The following is an 18507-nucleotide window of genomic DNA, read 5'->3' as shown; positions in this document are numbered from 1 at the left end:
GCGTGCTGAAACGAACGACTGTTCCTATGCCTGGTTCCTATAGCGGCAGCAGCTGTGATAACGCTCGACGGAGGTGGCGATCACCTCTGCGGCCGGACGCTTCCACCAGTTGTCTGCAGAGAATATCTCGACCTCCTGGGCGCCAACGAACCCCGCGCCCTCGACCATCTGTCGTATGCCTTTCAGATCGATGACGCCATCGCCCATCATGCCACGGTCCGTCAGCATGTCCTTGGTGGGAACCAGCCAATCGCAGATATGATGCGCGAGAATGCGCTTCATGCGCCCGGCGCGGGCGATCTGACCAGCCAAATCCGGGTCCCACCAGACATGATAGACATCGATCGCCACGCCGACGCCCTCGCCCAGCTCTTCGCAGATGTCGAGCGCCTGACCCAGTGTATTCACGCATGAGCGGTCGCCGGCATACATCGGATGCAGCGGCTCAATGGCAAGCGGAACGCCTGCCGCGCGCGCGTGCGACAGCGTGGCGGCAATGCCATCCGTCACCATCCGACGGGCGGCACCGAGATCCTTAGAGCTGCCGGGAAGCCCGCCCACGACAAGCACAAGGCAATCCGCCCCGAGCGCTGCTGCCTCGTCGACAGCGCGCTTGTTGTCGTCGATCGCCGTCTGGCGGCCGGCTGCATCTGCCGCCGGGAAGAACCCGCCACGGCACAGGCCGGTCAGCTTCAGCCCGTTCGCCCTGACGATCCGCACGGCTTCGTCCAGCCCTGCAGCGGCTATCTGATCACGCCAGGGGGCGATCGCCGTGATACCGTGCGCCAGGCAAACATCCACAGCTTCGGCAAAACCGCATTGCTCGCGAATGGTTGCAAGATTGATGGACAGACCGTCGACATGCATGAGTATCTCCTCCGGTTATACGTTCAACGGGCTCGGCGCCATCATGCTCCAGTCGGGTTCCACTGCCGACCCAAGTCCATGCGCCGTGAGCACACTCGCGAAGCGGATATCTCCCCCGCGGATCGATAGTCGCGCCCGGCCCGAGGCGTTCGAATAGAGATCGCCATGTGCGGTCAGATAGGCTGACTGCTCTGCCGCCGGCGCCGCGGCCATCCCATCGGCATAGTGATGGCCATTGCGCTCGATATGGCCTGCGCCGACCAGCGAGGCGAGAACGAGATCCTGTTGCAATGCAAGGCCGGATTGCGTCGTCAGATCCTCCGCAGACATGAAATAGCGGCCGGCACCATCCTGCGCGCTCCAGCTGGCGATCCGTGCCCGATTGAGCAGCGCGCGATAGAAACCCTTGCAGGACTTGGAGGAGATGCCGGCATAGCCGAGGGCACGGGCGGCAATGAATGCGTCAATGTCGCCGTCCGATTCGTCGATCTCCAGCGGCATTCGGCTGGAGATACTCGCGACGGACCTCGACAACGCCTCGGCACGGGCGATCGGCTGTTCGAAGAACAGGATCGATTCTCGCAGCCGGGAAAGCCTCGGTTCGGCATCTATGCGATCCAGCAGTTCCGCCACGGCGGCGGCGGCGCCGAACTGTTCGTTGCCGTCGAGCGTGGCGCGATAGCTCTGCGGCGCCGCATCGAGAACAGCCGCGATCCGAACCAGGCGCGCGGTATCCTCTTCGGGCCGCCCGGACACCTTGATCTTGAAGAAGCGGTGACCGTAAGCCGCGATGACCTCTTCGAGCGTCTGCGGCAGGCCGTCGTCGAGCCTTTGCGCGGCACCGAGATCGGCGGCGACAAGCGCGTCGGCCAGGCCGATCGTGTGACGCACGGCAAGATGCGGAGACGGCCGCAAGCTGCCGAGAAACTGCCGAAGGCCGAAACCTGAAAGATCTGGCGCCGTCGCTGTCGTGATGCCGAGAAGGTTGGCATTCACGGCGTCCGCAGCCGCCATCTTCGTCATCCGGCACACGGCATCGATGATGGCGCGATCGACGAGCGCCAAGCCGAAGGAGGCGACAAGACCGGGAAGATTGCGCTCCGCGCAGGCGCGGTGATGATCGGCTTCTACCGCCGCATGCAGGCCGAAAGGCGTGGCGGCGACCGCCGACAGCAACGCCTCGATCGCAAGCCGGAGTGCGGCGCGCAACTGATCGATATTATCGTCCGGCGTCAGCGCCGGGTTCTTGTCGAACCATTTCGGCATCATCATTTCGGCCGACCAGCCCGCGCCCGACCGGCCGCTGCTATCGACGACACGGACGCGAACGAAGACCTGCGGCGCCGCTTCGACTCTTGCCGCACCGAAGCGGAAGGGAAACCTGAAGCGGACCGGCCGCTCAAATACGTCCGCATCCGAAAGCCTGATCACAGGCGCGTCGCTCATCGCCGCGCCTCAGCCAATGCCATGGACCGCGAGAACCTGCCGCATGCGGCTTGCGGCAAACTCGGGATCGGCCAGTACGCGCGCTTTGTCGGCAAGCCTGAAGAGTTCGGCCAGATGCGGCAGGGATCGCGTCGACTGCTGGCCGCCGATCATGGTGAAATGATCCTGAAGGCCGTTCAGATAGGCGAGGAACACGACGCCTGTCTTGTAGAAGCGGGTCGGCGCCTTGAAGATGTGCCGCGAGAGGGGAACAGTCGGTTCAAGCAAATCGAAGAATTCGCGGTTTCTCTCCCGGCCGAGCGCTTCGAGGGCTGCCGAAGCGGCTGGCGCAATGGCGTCGAAAATGCCGAGAAGCGCGTCCGAGTGACCCTGTTCATCGCCGGCTATCAATTCGGCGTAGTTGAAGTCGTCGCCGGTATACATCCGCACGCCTTTCGGTAGTTGCCGGCGCATGGCCACCTCCTTCTCCTTGGAGAGAAGCGAGATCTTGATGCCGTCGACCTTGGCGGCATTGGCTTCGATGACCTGCAGGCAGGTCGACATAGCCTTGATATGGTCGGCGTTGCCCCAATAACCTTCCAGCGCCGGATCGAACATTTCGCCCAGCCAGTGGATGACTACCGGCTCCTTGACCTGGCGAAGGATCCGATCGTAGACGCGGACGTAGTCGTCCGGTCCCTTGGCGGCTGCGGCAAGCGCGCGGCTTGCCATCAGGATGATGCGGCCGCCCGATGCTTCGATGGTTTCGATCTGCTCCTCATAGGCCCTGATGATTCTATCGATCGTGACATCGGGGCCGGGCGCGAGGTGATCGGTGCCGGCGCCGCAGGCAATCAACGAATCCTTGCGGCTTGCCGCCTCAGTGAGTGCCCGCCGGATGAGCTCGCGCGCTTCCGGCCAGCCGAGGCCCATACCGCGCTGCGCGGTATCCATCGCTTCGGCAACGCCAAGACCCAGATCCCAGAGCCGGTGACGGAAGGCCAGCGTTTTGTCCCAATCGATCGCAGGCGTCAACCACGGGTCGTTGTCTGCGAGTGGATCTGAAACGACATGCGCGGCGGCAAACGCAATGCGCGGAAAGTCCTTTGCCAAGCGCTTTTTCAATTCGATCGGTGTGCCGGTCAAAGTATAGGGCACGAGCCGGCCGTCGAGGGGAAGGTTGATCACGGTCACTGCTCAGAACTCCAGCGACGGCACATCGAGCCAGCGGCGTTCCGCCCAGGACTTCAGTCCGAGTTCGGCAAGCTGCACGCCCTTGGCGCCGGCTTCAAGCCCGTATTCCCATGGCGCATCTTCCACCACATGGCGCAGGAACATTTCCCACTGAACCTTGAAGCCGTTGTCGAAGGCCTGCGTATCCGGCACTTCGTCCCAGGTCTTATAGAAATCGATAGTCTGCGGCTGGTCCGGATTCCAGACCGGCTTCGGCGTATTGACGCGGTGCTGCGTCCAGCATTTCGTCAGGCCGGCGACCGCCGATCCATGGGTCCCATCGACCTGGAAGGTGACGAGATCGTCGCGGCGAACGCGGACGGCCCAGGACGAGTTGATATGGGCGATCGCACCGCCTTCCAGCTCGAAAGTCGCATAGGCTGCGTCGTCCGTATCGCAATTGTAGGGCCTGCCCTGCTCATCGATTCTCGTGCCGATATGGGTGGCGCCAAGGCAGGATACAGCCTTCACCTCGCCGAAGAGGTTGTCGAGCACGTAGCGCCAATGGCAGAGCATATCGAGAATGATGCCGCCGCCGTCCGCCTTGCGGTAGTTCCAGGAGGGGCGCTGGGCCGGCACGCCCCAATCGCCCTCGAAAACCCAGTAACCGAACTCGCCTCGCACGGAGAGTATCTTGCCGAAGAAGCCGGAGTCCCGCAGCAGCGCCAGCTTGCGCAGGCCCGGCAGAAACAGCTTGTCCTGCACCACGCCGTGCTTGAGGCCGGACGCGCGTGCCTTCCGCGCAAGATCGACCGCGACCTGCAGGTCGTCCGAGATCGGCTTTTCGCAGTAAACGTGCTTGCCGGCATCCAATGCCCGGGAAAGCAGCTCGGCGCGCATCAGAGTCGTACCGGCATCGAAGAAGACCTGGTCATCCGGATTGGCAAGTGCCGCATCGAGATCCGTCGACCAGCGCTCAATTTCGTGCCTTTTCGCCAGCTCTTCCATCTTCGCGGCATTGCGTCCGACGATGATCGGATCGATTTCGAGCTTTTCGCCCGATTTCAACGTCAGGCCGCCCTGGTCCCGTATGGCCAGGATCGATCTTACGAGGTGCTGGTTGTAACCCATTCGGCCGGTAACGCCGTGCAGAATAATCCCTAGACGAGCCACGTTCTCTCTCCCTGTACAGTCTCCGCAAAGCCGGAACGCGCTTCGGCGCATCTCCTCCCGGCCAGTAACTAAACGGTTACTTGATGACAGACGAAAAGGACGCCTGTCAATAGACAAAACCAAATTTCGGGATTCAGGCCTTGATCGAGGCGAGCGTCACATGGACGATATGGCGTTCCCAGGCGTCGAGATTTGCCGGTTCGGCGAGGTCGCGCCCGAAGATCGTGGACAGAGTGTACTGGTTTGAAAGGTAGAAATATCCAAGCGACGCGATCGTCAGATAGACGTTCAGCGGATCAGCGCTTTCGATGAAGGCTCCGGTCTTCTTGCCTCGTTCTAGGACCTGCGCCAATTCACCCAGCAGATGTGAATGCAGCTCCTTCAGCCGAACAGACTGACGCAGCCAGCGAGCACGATGCAGGTTCTCAGTACCGAGAAGGCTCAGAAATTCCGGATGCTTGAGGAAATAGCGCCAGGTGAACAGCGCAAGGTCGCCGATACCCTCTTCTGGGCTGCGATCTCCTATCTGCAACGCGCGCTCGGCCGTTCGAATGCCGACATAGGCATCCTCCAGAACATGCAGATAGAGCTGCTCCTTGTCGCCGAAGTAGTGGTACAGCATGCGCTTGTTTGTGCCGGCGCGCTCGGCGATCGCATCGACGCGCGCCCCGCCCATGCCGTTCTCGGCAAACTCTTTCGTCGCAGCTTCCAAAATTGCCGTACGCGTCCGTTCGGGGTCGCGTTGCAGCACCCGCTCGCGCGGGGGTCGCTTCGCCGTCTTCTTTTCCCCACTACCGCCGGCGCCTTCCATCGGCTTCCCTTTCCAATGACCCCATTGCGCTCATAGTGCCTTACGAGCGGATTGTAAAAAACAAATAGAGAAGCGCCCTTCTCATGAGCGCTTGACAGCGTCGGCGCTTGCTCATAACTTGTAACCAATTAGTTATTTGTTGCAAGTGAAACCAGCAAGGAGCGTGTGGAGGCGCTCCCCAAGGGAGGAGGAAACAGATGACACTACGCGTAAGCAGACGTAATTTCGTCGCGGGAGGAGCAACGCTTCTTTCGCTGTCAGCAATGGGTTCGAAGGCCGCCTTTGCCGCCGATAACCGCCTGCGGTTGTTGTGGTGGGGCTCGCAGCCGCGGGCCGATCGCACCAACAAGGTATCGCAGCTTTACCAGGCCAAGAATGCAGGGACCTCGATCACCGGGGAATTTCTCGGATGGGGCGACTATTGGCCCCGTCTCGCGACGCAGGTCGCGGGCCGCAATGCGCCTGACGTGATCCAGATGGATTACCGCTACATCGTCGAGTATGCGCGACGCGGGGCGCTCGCACCGCTCGAATCCTACAGGCCGTCCAAACTCAGCCTTGGGGATTTCGATCCCGCACAGGTCGAAGGCGGCAGCGTCGACGGTCACCTCTATGGCGTCAGCCTTGGTGCGAATGCCGCGGCTACCGTCCTGAATACGACGGCCTTCCAGGAAGCCGGCGTGGATCTGCCGACGCAGGCGACCACATGGGAAGAATTCGGGAAAATCGGCGCAGAAATCAGCAAGGCTGGAAAGCGAAAAGCATTCTTTGGCTTTGCAGACGGAAGCGGCAACGAACCGTTGCTGGAAAACTACCTACGGCAGCGCGGCAAGGCCCTTTATACAGCCGATTCCAAAATCGCGTTCGGCGCCGATGACGCGTCGGAATGGTTTGACATGTGGATCAAATTCCGCGAGGCCGGCGCCTGCGTTCCGCCTGACGTGCAGGCGCTCTACAAGGATACGATCGACACCAGCCCGCTGACGCTTGGCAAGGCGGCTGCCGATTATGCGCACAGCAACCAGTTCGTCGGTTTCCAGTCTGTCAGCAAGGACAAGCTGGCGCTGACCAACTACATGCGCATCAAGCCGGACTCGAAGGGCGGGCACTATCGCAAGCCCTCGATGTTCTTCTCGGTCTCGGCTCAGTCGAAGGTGCTCGATCAGGCTGTCGACTACGTCAATTTCTTCGTAACCAATCCCGATGCCGCCCTCGCGCTCGACGTCGAACGTGGCATTCCGGAATCGAAGGCGATGCGCGATGTCGTCGCAGCCAAGCTCGATGCAACCGGCAAAATCCCGCTCGACTATGTGAGCGGTTTGGGCGACCTCGCGGGCAAGCTTCCGCCGCCGCCGCCGTCAGGGGCCGGTGAAGGTCAGGTCACGCTTCGCACTATCGCCGAGCAGGTGGCCTTCGGTCAGCTTACCGCTGCCGACGGCGGCAAGCAGCTTGTCGATGAGATTAGCCGGCTCCTCGCGCGAGGCTGATCTGGATGAGTGATGTGATGCGCACAACAGCCCCGGAGGCCGTTCAGAGCGGCAATGGTGCAGTGGCCAAGGGGCGTTTAGGACGCCTCTGGGCCGCCAATGCACCAGGCTACCTCTTTCTCCTGCCGTGGTTGATCGGCTTTTTCGGGCTCACGCTCGGACCCGCCATCATCTCGCTCTACCTCTCGTTCACCGACTTCGACATGATCAGGTCGCCCGAGTGGGTTGGAGCAGCGAACTACGTGCGCATCACCACCGCCGATCCGAAATTCGCCGCGGCGATGAGGGTGACGCTGACCTATGTGGTTCTGTCCGTGCCCTTCAAGCTCACCTTCGCGCTTCTGGTGGCGATGGCGCTCAACAAGGGGGTTCGCGGGCTGCCGCTATACCGTGCGATCTTCTACCTGCCGTCATTGCTCGGTGGCAGCGTCGCGATCGCGGTTCTGTGGCGTCAACTCTTTGCCGGCGATGGCCTGGTCAATGCCGCGCTGGCGCAGGTCGGAATAGAGGGACCGAGCTGGATCTCGCATCCGAGCTATTCCATCTACACACTCGTCGCGCTCAGTGTTTGGCAGTTCGGCTCGCCGATGATCATCTTCCTTGCCGGATTGCGCCAGATTCCAACCGATATGTATGAGGCCGCGAGCCTGGACGGCGCCTCGAAGTTCCGGCAGTTCTACAAGATCACCCTGCCGCTTCTGACACCGGTCATCTTCTTCAATGCGGTGGTCCAGACGATCGATGCATTCAAGGCGTTTACGCCGGCCTTCATCATCTCCGGCGGCACCGGCGGACCGATCAATTCGACGCTTTTCTACACGCTCTACCTCTATCAGGAAGCATTCGGGAATTTCCGCATGGGGTACGCCTCGGCGCTTGCCTGGATCCTCGTGCTGATCATCGCAGTCTTCACGGCCTTCTCGTTCCTGACCTCGCGTTACTGGGTGCACTACGATGACTAACGGGATCACCACCGCCGTCTCGGCTCCACCGTCCGACATCACCAAGCGCAGCCTTCCGGCTTCGGTCGTCGTGCACGCGCTCTTGATTTTCGGCTCGCTGCTGATGCTCTACCCGCTGCTGTGGATGGTTTCCGCATCGGTGCGACCCGAGAACGAGATCTTTTCGTCCACGTCCCTCCTTCCATCGTCGATCGACTTCTCGTCCTATCTTCGCGGCTGGGTCGGTCTCGACATCTCCTTCGGCCGGTTTTTCTGGAATTCGCTGGTCATATCTGTGCTGACGGTAATCGGCAATGTCATCGCCTGTTCGCTGGCCGCCTACGCCTTTGCCCGCCTTCGTTTTGCCGGCCGGAATTTCTGGTTCGCGATCATGCTCGGCACGCTGATGATCCCGTATCACGTGACGCTGATCCCGCAATACGTGCTCTTTCTCAACCTCGGCTGGGTCAACACGATCCTGCCGCTTGTCGTGCCGAAATTCCTGGCAAGCGACGCCTTCTTCATCTTCCTCATGGTGCAGTTCTTCCGCGGCATCCCGCGCGAACTGGACGAGGCCGCGATGATGGACGGCTGCAGCGCCTGGCGCATCTATTGGAAGATCATGCTGCCGCTGTCGCTGCCTGTCCTGGCAACAGCTGCCATCTTCTCCTTTATCTGGACCTGGGACGACTTCTTCGGGCCGCTGATCTATCTGAACGACATGAACACCTACACCATACAGCTCGGTCTGCGCACATTCGTCGACTCGACCAGTGCATCGGACTGGGGCGGCCTGTTCGCCATGTCCACGTTGACGCTGGTTCCGGTGTTCTTCTTCTTCCTGTTCTTCCAGCGCCTGCTGATAGACGGCATCGCCACGACAGGCATGAAACGCTGAAGGCGCAAACGCACATGGGTGACATGAGTATCAAGACAGTTGCGATCATCGGCTGCGGCATCGGCCGCTCCCACATTGTCGAGGGCTATCTGCCGCATCCCGACAAGTTCAAGGTCGTCACGCTTTGCGACCTCAACGAGGAGCGCCTGAAGGAAGTCGCGGACGAGTTCGGCATCGAAAAGCGCACGGCGTCCTTTGCCGACGTGCTTTCAGACGACAGCATCGACATCGTCGACATCTGCACGCCGCCGGGTATCCATCTGGAGCAGGTCGTGGCCGCACTGGCATCCGGCAAGCACGTGGTCTGCGAAAAGCCGCTGACGGGTTCGCTTGCCGGCGTCGACCAGATCATGGCAGCCGAGAAAACCGCCAAGGGCGCGCTGATGCCGATCTTCCAATATCGCTACGGTGACGGCGTCGAGAAGGCGAAGCGGATCATCGAAGCAGGTATTGCGGGAAAGCCCTACATGGGGTCGGTGGAGACCTTCTGGCTGCGGACATCCGACTATTATTCGGTTCCGTGGCGCGGCAAATGGGCGAGCGAGCTCGGCGGCGTACTGGTCACCCACGCGCTGCATCTGCACGACATGCTGCTGCACCTGATGGGGCCGGTCTCCAAGGTCTTCGGCCGGGTTGCGACCCGCGTCAACGATATCGAAGTCGAGGATTGCGCATCGGCCAGCCTGCTGATGGAGAGCGGTGCGTTCGTGTCGCTGTCGTGCACACTCGGTTCGCAACAGGAAATCAGTCGCCTGCGGCTGCATTTCGAAAACGTGACATTCGAAAGCAATCACGAACCTTATTCGCCCGGAAGGGATCCGTGGAAGATCATTGCCGCGAATGACGCCGTGCAGGCGAGGATTGATGCCGTGATCGACGATTGGCAGCCGGTCGCGCCGCGCTTCACCACGCAGATGGAGCATTTTCACGCCTATCTCAGCGGCCGCGGTCCCTTGCCGGTAACCACCGGGGACGCGCGCCGTGCGCTGGAACTGGTGACCGCGATCTACCAGTCGTCCGACAGCGGCAGCGAAGTCGTGCTGCCCGTCGGGCCGGACAGTCCGAAATACGCCGACTGGCGTGCACGAACGAAATAAGAGACCGGGAGGGATTTGGACGATGGCAACGAGCGTTGTTCTTCAGCAGGTCGAGAAGCGCTATGGCGCCCTGGACGTCATTCACGGCATCGATCTGAAGATCGATCCCGGCGAGTTCACGGTGTTCGTCGGACCCTCCGGCTGCGGCAAGTCTACGCTGCTGAGGATGATCGCCGGCCTGGAAGAGATTACCGGCGGTGCCCTCCTGCTCGACAACGAGCGGATGAACGAGGTGGCGCCAGCCAAGCGAGGCATCGCCATGGTGTTCCAATCCTATGCGCTCTACCCGCACATGTCGGTCTACAAGAACCTTGCCTTCGGCCTTGAAACGGCAGGCTACAAAAAGGCCGAGATCCAGCCGAAGGTGAAGCGCGCAGCAGAGATTCTGCAGATCGAGAAGCTGCTGGAACGCAAGCCGAAGGCGCTCTCCGGCGGTCAGCGCCAGCGCGTCGCGATCGGCCGTGCCATCGTGCGCGAGCCGCGCATCTTTCTTTTCGACGAACCGCTGTCGAACCTAGATGCGGAATTGCGCGTGCAGATGCGCGTGGAAATTTCCCGCCTGCATCGGAGCCTCGGCAATACGATGATCTACGTGACCCACGACCAAGTGGAAGCCATGACCATGGCAGACAAGATCGTCGTGCTGAATGCCGGCCGCATCGAGCAGGTCGGCGCGCCGCTCGATCTCTACAACAATCCGGCGAACCGCTTCGTGGCCGGCTTCATCGGCAGTCCGAAGATGAATTTCCTGCGGGCCCGCATCGAAGCGATCGGCGAGGCGGAGACGACGATCAACGTCTGCGGCAATTCCGTACGCCTGCCCCGCCGCCTGAAGGCGGAATCGGGCCAGAGCGTGACGTTCGGCATCAGGCCGGAGCACCTGTCGGTCCTCGAAAGCCGCGGCATCACGCTGGCGACGGTGAACATCGACCTCGTCGAAAATCTCGGCGGTGCGACAATGCTCTACACGAAGACGCCCGACAACCAGCAGCTGACGATCGCGCTCGACGGGCAGCAAAAGGTCGAACGCGACGCCAACGTGAAGGCTTCCTTCGACCCGGCGCGGTGTCATATCTTCGACGAGTCAGGCGCCTCGATCTAGCACGCTTGACAGCTGATCCACTTCTGGCCATGATTTCAATAACATAGGCCGTTAGGGGGAAAGCGTGACGCCTGAAGACCAGATTCATGCCCTTGGCATCTGGAAGGGTTCGATCGAAATTTCACCCATCGCCGGCGGCATTACCAACCGGAACTATCTGGTGCGCGATCGAGTCCGGCGCTATGTCGTCCGACTCGGCGAAGATATCCCCGTCCATCACATCAGCCGCCATAACGAGCTTGCCGCGAGCCGGGCCGCGCACGCCGTAGGCCTTTCTCCCGCCGTTCTTCATCACGTGCCGGGGGTACTGGTGCTCGAATTCATCGAGGCGAAGGCGCTTTCGCCAGGCGATATGCAAAACGCCGAGACGCTCTCGCGTGTCATTCCCCTGATGCGTGCCTGCCACCATGATATCGCGCGACAGTTTCGAGGGCCGGCAGCGATTTTCTGGGTCTTTCACGTCATCCGCGACTATGTCGCCAACCTGGCGGTCACCGGAAGCTCTTACCGCTCCTTGCTTCCCAGTCTTCTGGAGAAGGCTGAAAGGCTGGAAGGGGCCGCCGGGCCTTTCGAGATTGCCTTCGGCCACAACGACATGCTTGCCGCCAACTTCCTCGATGACGGCAAGCGCCTGTGGCTGATCGACTGGGACTATGCCGGGTTCAACACACCGCTTTTCGATCTCGGCGGCCTCGCCTCCAACAATGAACTTTCCGAAGACGCCGAGCGTTCGATCCTCGAAGTCTATTATCAGACGCCGCCGACGCCGGATCTCTGGCGTCGTTACAGCGCGATGAAATGCGCTTCCTTGCTGCGCGAGACGCTCTGGAGCATGGTTTCGGAAATCCACTCGACCATCGACTTCGACTATGCCGGCTATACCGCCGAAAACCGCGCGCGTTTCGAGCGCGCCTACGCAGCATTTGAACAGGACATTGCATGACGAAGGAATTGCCCAAGACCGCAAAGGTCGTTGTCATCGGCGGCGGCATCATCGGCTGCTCGACGGCCTATCATCTCGGTAAGCTCGGCTGGACCGACACCGTGCTGCTCGAACGCAAGAAACTCACATCGGGCACGACCTTTCATGCCGCCGGCCTCGTCGGCCAGCTGCGTACCAGCGCCAACATCACACAGCTGCTCGGCTACTCCGTCGATCTCTACAAGCGGCTGGAGGCCGAGACCGGGCTTGGAACGGGCTGGAAAATGAACGGGGGGCTGCGCCTTGCCTGCAATGAGGAGCGCTGGACCGAGGTGAAGCGGCAAGCGACCACCGCCCAATCCTTCGGTCTCGACATGCAGCTTCTGACGCCGCAGGAAGCCTTCGATCTCTGGCCGCTGATGACGATCGACGATCTCGTCGGCGCCGCCTTTCTGCCGACCGACGGCCAGGCCAACCCCTCTGATATTACCCAGGCGTTGGCGAGAGGCGCACGCATGGCCGGCGTCTCGATCTTCGAGGATTCGGAGGTGATCAACCTTGAGATCGACAAGGGCAAGATCCGTGCGGTCATGACCGAGCATGGCCGCATCGAGTGCGAGCGGGTCGTCGTCTGTGCCGGTCAGTGGACGCGTGCATTTGCCGGTCGCTTCGGCGTCAACGTGCCGCTCGTCTCCGTCGAGCACCAGTACATCATCACCGAATCCTTCGGTGTCCCCTCCAACCTGCCGACGCTGCGCGACCCTGATAGACTGACCTATTACAAGGAGGAGGTCGGCGGTATCGTTATGGGGGGCTACGAATCAAATCCTATTCCGTGGGCGAAGGAAGGTATCCCCCAAGGCTTCCACTACACGCTGCTAGACAGCAATTTCGACCATTTCGAGCAGATCATGGAGCAGGCGCTGGGCCGCGTTCCGGCACTCGAAAACGTCGGTGTCAAGCAACTGCTGAACGGACCGGAGAGCTTCACGCCCGACGGCAATTTCATTCTCGGCGAAGCGCCGGAGCTTCGGAACTTCTTCGTCGGCGCCGGCTTCAACGCATTCGGCATCGCCTCGGGCGGGGGCGCCGGCATGGCGCTTGCCGAATGGGTGGCCAAGGGCGAGCCGCCTTATGATCTCTGGCCGGTCGATATCCGCCGCTTCGGGCGTCCGCATTTCGACAGCGACTGGGTGCGCACCCGCACGCTTGAGGCCTATGGCAAGCATTACACGCTGGCCTTCCCCTTCGAGGAGCATTCGAGCGGCCGGCCCTGCCGCAAGTCGCCGCTCTATGACCGGCTCAAGGCACAGGGCGCCTGCTTCGGCGAAAAGCTCGGATGGGAGCGGCCGAACTGGTTTGCCGATCTCTTCGCCAACGAGGAGCCGAAGGATATCTACACCTACGGCCGCCAGAACTGGTTCGATGCCGTCGGCCGCGAGCACGCGGCCGTGCGCGAGGCGGCCGTGATATTCGACCAAACCTCGTTCGCCAAATTCGTACTGAAAGGCCACGACGCGGAGGCGGCACTGTCGTGGATTGCGTCCAACGACGTGGCAAAACCTGTCGGTTCGCTGATCTACTCGCAGATGCTGAACGACAAGGGCGGCATCGAATGCGACGTCACCTGCGCGCGCATTGCCGACGACGAGTATTACATCGTGACGGGGACCGGCTTTGCGACACATGACTTCAATTGGATAGCACGCAATATTCCTGATGGCCTGCATGCCGAGCTGGTGGATGTGACCTCGGCCAATTCGGTTCTCGCGCTGATGGGGCCAAACGCGCGTGCGGTGCTGAAAAAGGTGACTGGTGACGATGTCTCAAACGTCGGCTTACCGTTCGGCCGCGTCAAGACGGTCGGCATATCAGGCTGCCCAGTGCGGGCGCTGCGCATCACCTATGTCGGCGAACTCGGCTACGAGCTGCATGTGCCGGTCGAGTATGCCACCACTGTCTATGACGCGCTGATGGCGGCCGGCGGAGAGTTTCAGCTCGTCAATGCCGGCTACCGCGCGATCGAAAGCTGCCGACTGGAAAAAGGCTATCGTGCCTGGGGCTCGGATATCGGCCCCGACCACACGCCTGTCGAAGCCGGACTCGCCTGGGCCGTCAAGACACGGAAGGACGTCGCCTTCCGTGGTCGTGAGGCGATCGAGCTGCAGCTGTCCGGCGGCGTCAAGAAGATGCTCGCCTGCTTCGTGCCCGACGATCCCGACGTGGTCCTCCTCGGACGTGAGACGATCTATCGCGACGGCAAACGGGTCGGCTGGCTCTCCAGCGGCGGCTTCGGCTATACGATCGGCAAGCCGATCGGCTACGGTTTTGTGCGCAACCCGGATGGCGTGACGGAAGATTTCGTGCTGGCCGGACGGTATGAACTCGACGTTGCGAGAGAAAGGGTCCCCTGCAGCGTGTCGCTGAAGCCCCTCTATGATCCGGAGATGAGGCGGGTCAAGGCATAGAGACGGGGACGCGGTAGACGGTGTTCAGTGTCTTGGACGTTGCCACTTTTAACGCGACAGACACTCCAAACCCCCTCTTTTCGGGAGTGCGCCGAGAACGAAGCCCTTGCCCATGAAAGCCTCCCCAACCAAAGACTGCCTACGCTGGACTGACAAGCACAGGGAGGTGGGATGCGGGCTTTTCACCGTTCCGGCTGCCTCGATACGACTTGGGTCAACCACCACCTGCCTGCTGCGTTCGTGGCGATGGCGTGGGCACTGGCACCTGCAGAGTGCGCAGTTTCACTCTCGCCGCCAACCTCAAAACAGCGGCAGCTTGTTGTCCTGTATCAGGATCTCCAGCTTGTTCGCCACATCCTCCGTCCACGCCAGATTCTCCGTCAGCGCTGCCGGGAAGAGTCCGGGCAGCGTGAACAGAACGGCCGAGACGGCGGCGCCGTTGCGCGGCACATCGGCCAGGAGGGCTGCAATCTCCCCGGCGCGGGGATCGCGCAGCTCAAAGCTCTTGCCGTTCCGATCTATGCCCATCGCATAGCGCATCCAGGCGGCAACGGCGATCGCATAGGTCTCCGCCATGCCGCCGTGGGCAAGCGCTTCCGTTGCCGGTTCCAGCAGGCGCTGCGGCAGCTTCTGGGTGCCATCCATAGCGATCTGATAGGTACGGTGAGCAATTGCCTTGTTTGCAAAGCGGGCTATCAATTCATCGGCATAGGCCTCGAAACCAATGCCCGGCAGCGGATCGAGCGTGGCGGCGGCGGCGTTCATCTGGCGGCGCGCCAGCGCTGCCAGGCCGGCGTCGTCCATCACATCCCGAATAAATTCATAGCCGCCTATGTACCCGAGATAGGCGAGAAGCGAATGCGCACCGTTCAGCATGCGCAGCTTCATCTTTTCGTAGGCGGAGACATCCTCGACCATGAGCGCACCGACCTTGTCCCATTGCGGCCGACCATTTGCGAAATGGTCTTCGACGACCCACTGGGTAAAGGGTTCGGTCTCGATTGCCGCGAGGTCTTGCCTGCCCGTCAGGGCTTCGGCATCGCGGTAGGTCGCGTCCGTGCTTGCCGGGGTAATGCGGTCGACCATGGTCGAGGGGAACGGCACGTTCTGCTCTATCCATTGCCGCAGCGCGGGATCGATGCGCTCGGCAAAATCGAGGACCAGACGCTTCAGAACCGCGCCGTTGCTGGGCAGGTTGTCACAGCTGAGCGGCGTAAACGGCGCAACACCCTTGGTGCGGCGTCGGGATAGACCCTCCACGAGATAACCGATGACGCCGCGCGGCGCATGTGGATTGGCAAGGTCGGCGACGACATCGGCATGCTTGAGGTCCAGCCCACCGCTGGCGGCGTCGAAGCCGTAGGCCTTTTCGGTGACGGTCAGGCTGACGATCCTGATCGCCGGATCCTCCAGCCTTTGCAGCAGGCCACCGGGATTGCGGGTCGCCACGTGTGCACGCAGGATCGGCCCGATAACTTCGGCCTTCGTACCCGACGTATCGCGCACCAGCATGGTGTAGAGGCCGTTCTGTTCGTTCAGATGGTCGGCGACATCGGCCGTGCGCAGGCTTGCCACCTCGATCCCCCAATCGCCGCCTGCCGCGGCGAGCGCGGCGTCGGTGAAGGGCGCGAAGTGGGCGCGGAAGAAGGCCCCGGGGCCGAGATGCAGGATGCCGGCTTTCAGCGCCTTGCGATCGTAGCCGGGAAGCTTGGCGTTGGGTGCAAGGCCCGTCAGGTTGGTCAATCGATGCGTCACAGCTTGTATGCCTTCTTCGCGTTGCCATAGGAGAGTTCGCCAGCGACAATCTCGGCATCCTTGCTTGAGATGCGGTGTTCCGCGGCGAGCTGCGCCAGGAAGCCGCACACTTCGCGGCGCCAGACATCGTGCCGGGCCGGGATCGAAAGCAGCGCGCGCGTGTCGTCGTTAAAGCCCGCCATGTTCGCGAAGCCTGCCGTTTCGACCACTTGGTCGAGATATCGGCGGATGCCGGCCGGGCTGTCGTAAAACCACCACGGCGGGCCGATCATCAGGCACGGCCAATGGCCCGCCATCGGCGCCAGTTCGCGGGCATAGGTCGTCTCGTCGAGCGTGAAGAGGAGGATGCGCAGGCCCGGAGCATGGCCGTATTTCGAGAGCATCGCACCGAGACCGCCGACCCAGTCGGTGCGGGTCGGGATATCGGCGCCCATGTTCGGGCCGCGCGTCTGGAAGAGTTCGCGGTCCGTATTGCGGCGGGCGCCGGCATGGATCTGCATCGTCATGCCGTCTTCGGCAGACAGGCCGGCCATCTCCGTAAGCATCTGGCCACGGAACAGCTCGGCTTCGTCAGTGCTGAGCGCTCCCTTGTGTGCCTTGTCGAGCAGACGCTGCTTGTCGCCAAGCGGCAGGTCTGCCGTGAACGCCGTCGGCACGCCGTGATCGGTCGCGGTCGCGCCGTATTGGCGGAAGTAGGCGCGGCGCTTGCGATGGGCGTCGATCAGGCCATCCCATGATGTCACGTCGGAATTCGTCAGCTCGCCGAAACGAACGAGATTTTTGTGGAATCCGAGCGCGTCCGGATCCGTGACGCTGTCGGGTCGATAGGTGGTACGCACGCGTCCGATCCAGCCGTCCTTGGCCATCTTCTGGTGATGAACCAGCGGATCGAGTGCACCTTCGGTGGTTGCAATCGTCTCGATGCCGAAGCGCGTGTGCAGCGCGCGCGGCCGGAATTCGGGCAGTGCCAACTGCGCATTGATGTAATCGTACAGTGCATCAGCATTTTCAGGCGCCAGCGGTTCGGTGCAGCCAAGGACGGCCGACATAGCGTGATCGACCCAGAGGCTCGACGGCGTGCCGCGAAACAGGTGATAGTTCGCGGCGAAGGCGCGCCAGATCGCACGGCCCGCGGCAACCGGTTTGCCGTCGAGACGCGGAACGCCGAGATCATCCAACTGGACGCCGACGCTGTGCAGCATGCGAAACAGGTAGTGGTCTGGAATGACCAACAAGGACGCCGCATCCTCGAACGGCTTGTCGTCGGCAAACCATGAGGGTTCGGTGTGTCCGTGCGGACTTACGATCGGCAGAGCCCGAACGGTCTCGTAGAGATCGCGTGCAATGGTTCGCGTGGTCGGATCGGCTGGAAAGAGCCGGTCCGGATGAAGAAAGCCATTCCCAACATCCATCAGTTTTCCTCCCTGAGGGAATATCGGCCTTACCCCACAACAAAAGACGCGGCAAGGACTTTGAGTAACCAAACGGTTCACTTTGCGAATCGTTGTGCTCTTACCTCGACACGGTTGACCTCGGGCCCCATTTCCGCTTTTGAAGACCAGGACGAATGGCCGGTTGCGGCAAGGAGACTCCCCATGTCCGATGAGACGAGCCGCATAACACAACTCGAGGAAACCGTCGCCCACCAGACGAAGGCCATCGAGGAGCTTTCCGATCAGCTGACAGAACAATGGAAGGTGGTCGAGCAGACTCGTGCGAAGCTCGACCGTCTGACGGAGCGCTTTCTCTCGTTGGAGGAGCAGTCGCTGGAGGCGCCCGCAGCGACGCGCCCGCCGCACTATTGAACCGCCGCTCTTGTTCCGGGCGCCCGGAATCCATATAATAGGGCTGCGAGGACGACCTCCCCCGTGTGGGCATAAACTCGGGACGACCCGACCTTTCCCATAAGGGGGTGAACATGCGATCTACATCAGACCGTATCCGTCACGCGATCAGCTTCGAAATCATCGGCCTTGCCCTCATCACGCCGCTTGGCGCTCTGGCGTTCGGCATTCCGATGGCGGATATCGGCGTCGTCGGCGTAGCCAGCGCCACGATCGCGACAGGTTGGAACTATCTCTACAATCTCGGCTTCGATCACATGATGCAGCGCTTCACAGGCGGCACGCGCAAGACCGTTGCCATTCGCATCGCGCATGCCGTTCTGTTCGAGGGGGGATTGCTCGTCGCCCTCCTTCCGCTGATCGCGTGGTACCTCGGAGTCGGCCTAATGCAGGCCTTCATGATGGACGTGTCCTTCGCCCTTTTCTACCTGGTCTACGCGTTCGTCTTCAACTGGGCCTACGATCGGGTTTTCCCGTTGGCGGACTGGCAGCGCGCAGCAGAAGCGTCGCAAGGTTAGAAACGCGCCTCACCGGACTGCGGGAC

16 protein-coding genes are annotated in these 18507 nt (G+C 61.6%); 9 read left to right on the top strand and 7 right to left on the bottom strand.

Going from position 1 to position 18507, the window contains the following annotated elements; genetic code table 11:
* Positions 1–24 precede the first annotated feature (24 nt).
* From AC1D2R_RS00520 to AC1D2R_RS00500, 5 genes are all read right to left on the bottom strand, one after another.
* Positions 25–867 (bottom strand): sugar phosphate isomerase/epimerase family protein, encoded by an 843-nt coding sequence (locus AC1D2R_RS00520; RefSeq protein WP_477963716.1) that lies wholly within the window; start codon positions 865–867, stop codon positions 25–27.
* A 15-nt stretch (positions 868–882) separates the two neighbouring features.
* The gene (locus AC1D2R_RS00515; protein ID WP_477963714.1) at positions 883–2313 is read right to left on the bottom strand and encodes an enolase C-terminal domain-like protein; all 1431 of its coding nucleotides are present in this window, start codon (positions 2311–2313) and stop codon (positions 883–885) included.
* 9 nt (positions 2314–2322) lie between these two features.
* Entirely contained in the window at positions 2323–3486 is a 1164-nt protein-coding gene (locus AC1D2R_RS00510) for a dihydrodipicolinate synthase family protein (protein ID WP_477963712.1), read from the bottom strand.
* A gap of 3 nt (positions 3487–3489) precedes the next feature.
* Positions 3490–4638 (bottom strand): Gfo/Idh/MocA family protein, encoded by a 1149-nt coding sequence (locus tag AC1D2R_RS00505; RefSeq protein ID WP_477963710.1) that lies wholly within the window; start codon positions 4636–4638, stop codon positions 3490–3492.
* Between the two features lie 133 nt (positions 4639–4771).
* Positions 4772–5449, bottom strand: coding sequence for a TetR/AcrR family transcriptional regulator (locus AC1D2R_RS00500; RefSeq protein WP_477963708.1), 678 nt, complete (start codon positions 5447–5449; stop codon positions 4772–4774).
* Between the two features lie 197 nt (positions 5450–5646).
* Between AC1D2R_RS00500 and AC1D2R_RS00495 the strand changes: the two genes are divergently transcribed.
* The 7 genes from AC1D2R_RS00495 (at position 5647) to AC1D2R_RS00465 (ending at position 14364) form a co-directional block, all read left to right on the top strand.
* Positions 5647–6936, top strand: a complete 1290-nt coding sequence (locus AC1D2R_RS00495) for an ABC transporter substrate-binding protein (RefSeq protein WP_477963706.1) — start codon at positions 5647–5649, stop codon at positions 6934–6936.
* A 5-nt stretch (positions 6937–6941) separates the two neighbouring features.
* Positions 6942–7898: a carbohydrate ABC transporter permease gene (locus tag AC1D2R_RS00490; RefSeq protein ID WP_477963704.1), complete on the top strand. Its 957-nt coding sequence runs from the start codon at positions 6942–6944 to the stop codon at positions 7896–7898.
* A complete protein-coding gene (locus AC1D2R_RS00485) occupies positions 7891–8775 on the top strand; it encodes a carbohydrate ABC transporter permease (protein ID WP_477963702.1) in 885 nt (294 codons plus the stop codon). Before AC1D2R_RS00490 ends, AC1D2R_RS00485 begins: the two co-directional genes overlap by 8 nt.
* A 23-nt stretch (positions 8776–8798) precedes the next feature.
* Positions 8799–9872, top strand: coding sequence for a Gfo/Idh/MocA family protein (locus tag AC1D2R_RS00480; protein WP_477963700.1), 1074 nt, complete (start codon positions 8799–8801; stop codon positions 9870–9872).
* A gap of 22 nt (positions 9873–9894) precedes the next feature.
* On the top strand, positions 9895–10974 hold the full coding sequence (locus AC1D2R_RS00475) for an ABC transporter ATP-binding protein (protein ID WP_477963698.1): 1080 nt from the start codon (positions 9895–9897) through the stop codon (positions 10972–10974).
* A gap of 64 nt (positions 10975–11038) precedes the next feature.
* Positions 11039–11917, top strand: a complete 879-nt coding sequence (locus tag AC1D2R_RS00470; protein WP_477963696.1) for a phosphotransferase — start codon at positions 11039–11041, stop codon at positions 11915–11917.
* A complete protein-coding gene (locus AC1D2R_RS00465) occupies positions 11914–14364 on the top strand; it encodes a GcvT family protein (protein ID WP_477963694.1) in 2451 nt (816 codons plus the stop codon). The genes AC1D2R_RS00470 and AC1D2R_RS00465 overlap by 4 nt, the downstream gene beginning before the upstream one ends.
* A gap of 300 nt (positions 14365–14664) precedes the next feature.
* Here AC1D2R_RS00465 and AC1D2R_RS00460 read toward each other — a convergent pair whose 3' ends face one another.
* Both AC1D2R_RS00460 and uxaC read right to left on the bottom strand, forming a co-directional pair.
* On the bottom strand, positions 14665–16119 hold the full coding sequence (locus AC1D2R_RS00460; RefSeq protein WP_477963692.1) for a mannitol dehydrogenase family protein: 1455 nt from the start codon (positions 16117–16119) through the stop codon (positions 14665–14667).
* Positions 16116–17531, bottom strand: coding sequence for a glucuronate isomerase (uxaC, locus tag AC1D2R_RS00455; protein WP_477963690.1), 1416 nt, complete (start codon positions 17529–17531; stop codon positions 16116–16118). Before uxaC ends, AC1D2R_RS00460 begins: the two co-directional genes overlap by 4 nt.
* A gap of 183 nt (positions 17532–17714) precedes the next feature.
* Between uxaC and AC1D2R_RS00450 the strand changes: the two genes are divergently transcribed.
* Positions 17715–17924 carry a SlyX family protein gene (locus AC1D2R_RS00450; protein WP_477963688.1) on the top strand — a complete coding sequence of 70 codons (210 nt, stop codon included), beginning with the start codon at positions 17715–17717 and terminating at the stop codon, positions 17922–17924.
* Between the two features lie 113 nt (positions 17925–18037).
* Positions 18038–18481: a PACE efflux transporter gene (locus AC1D2R_RS00445; protein WP_477963686.1), complete on the top strand. Its 444-nt coding sequence runs from the start codon at positions 18038–18040 to the stop codon at positions 18479–18481.
* Positions 18482–18507: the final 26 nt, after the last annotated feature.

The organism is Rhizobium sp. P1_C7, from assembly GCF_056406295.1.
This window is presented reverse-complemented; position numbering and strand designations above follow the sequence as displayed.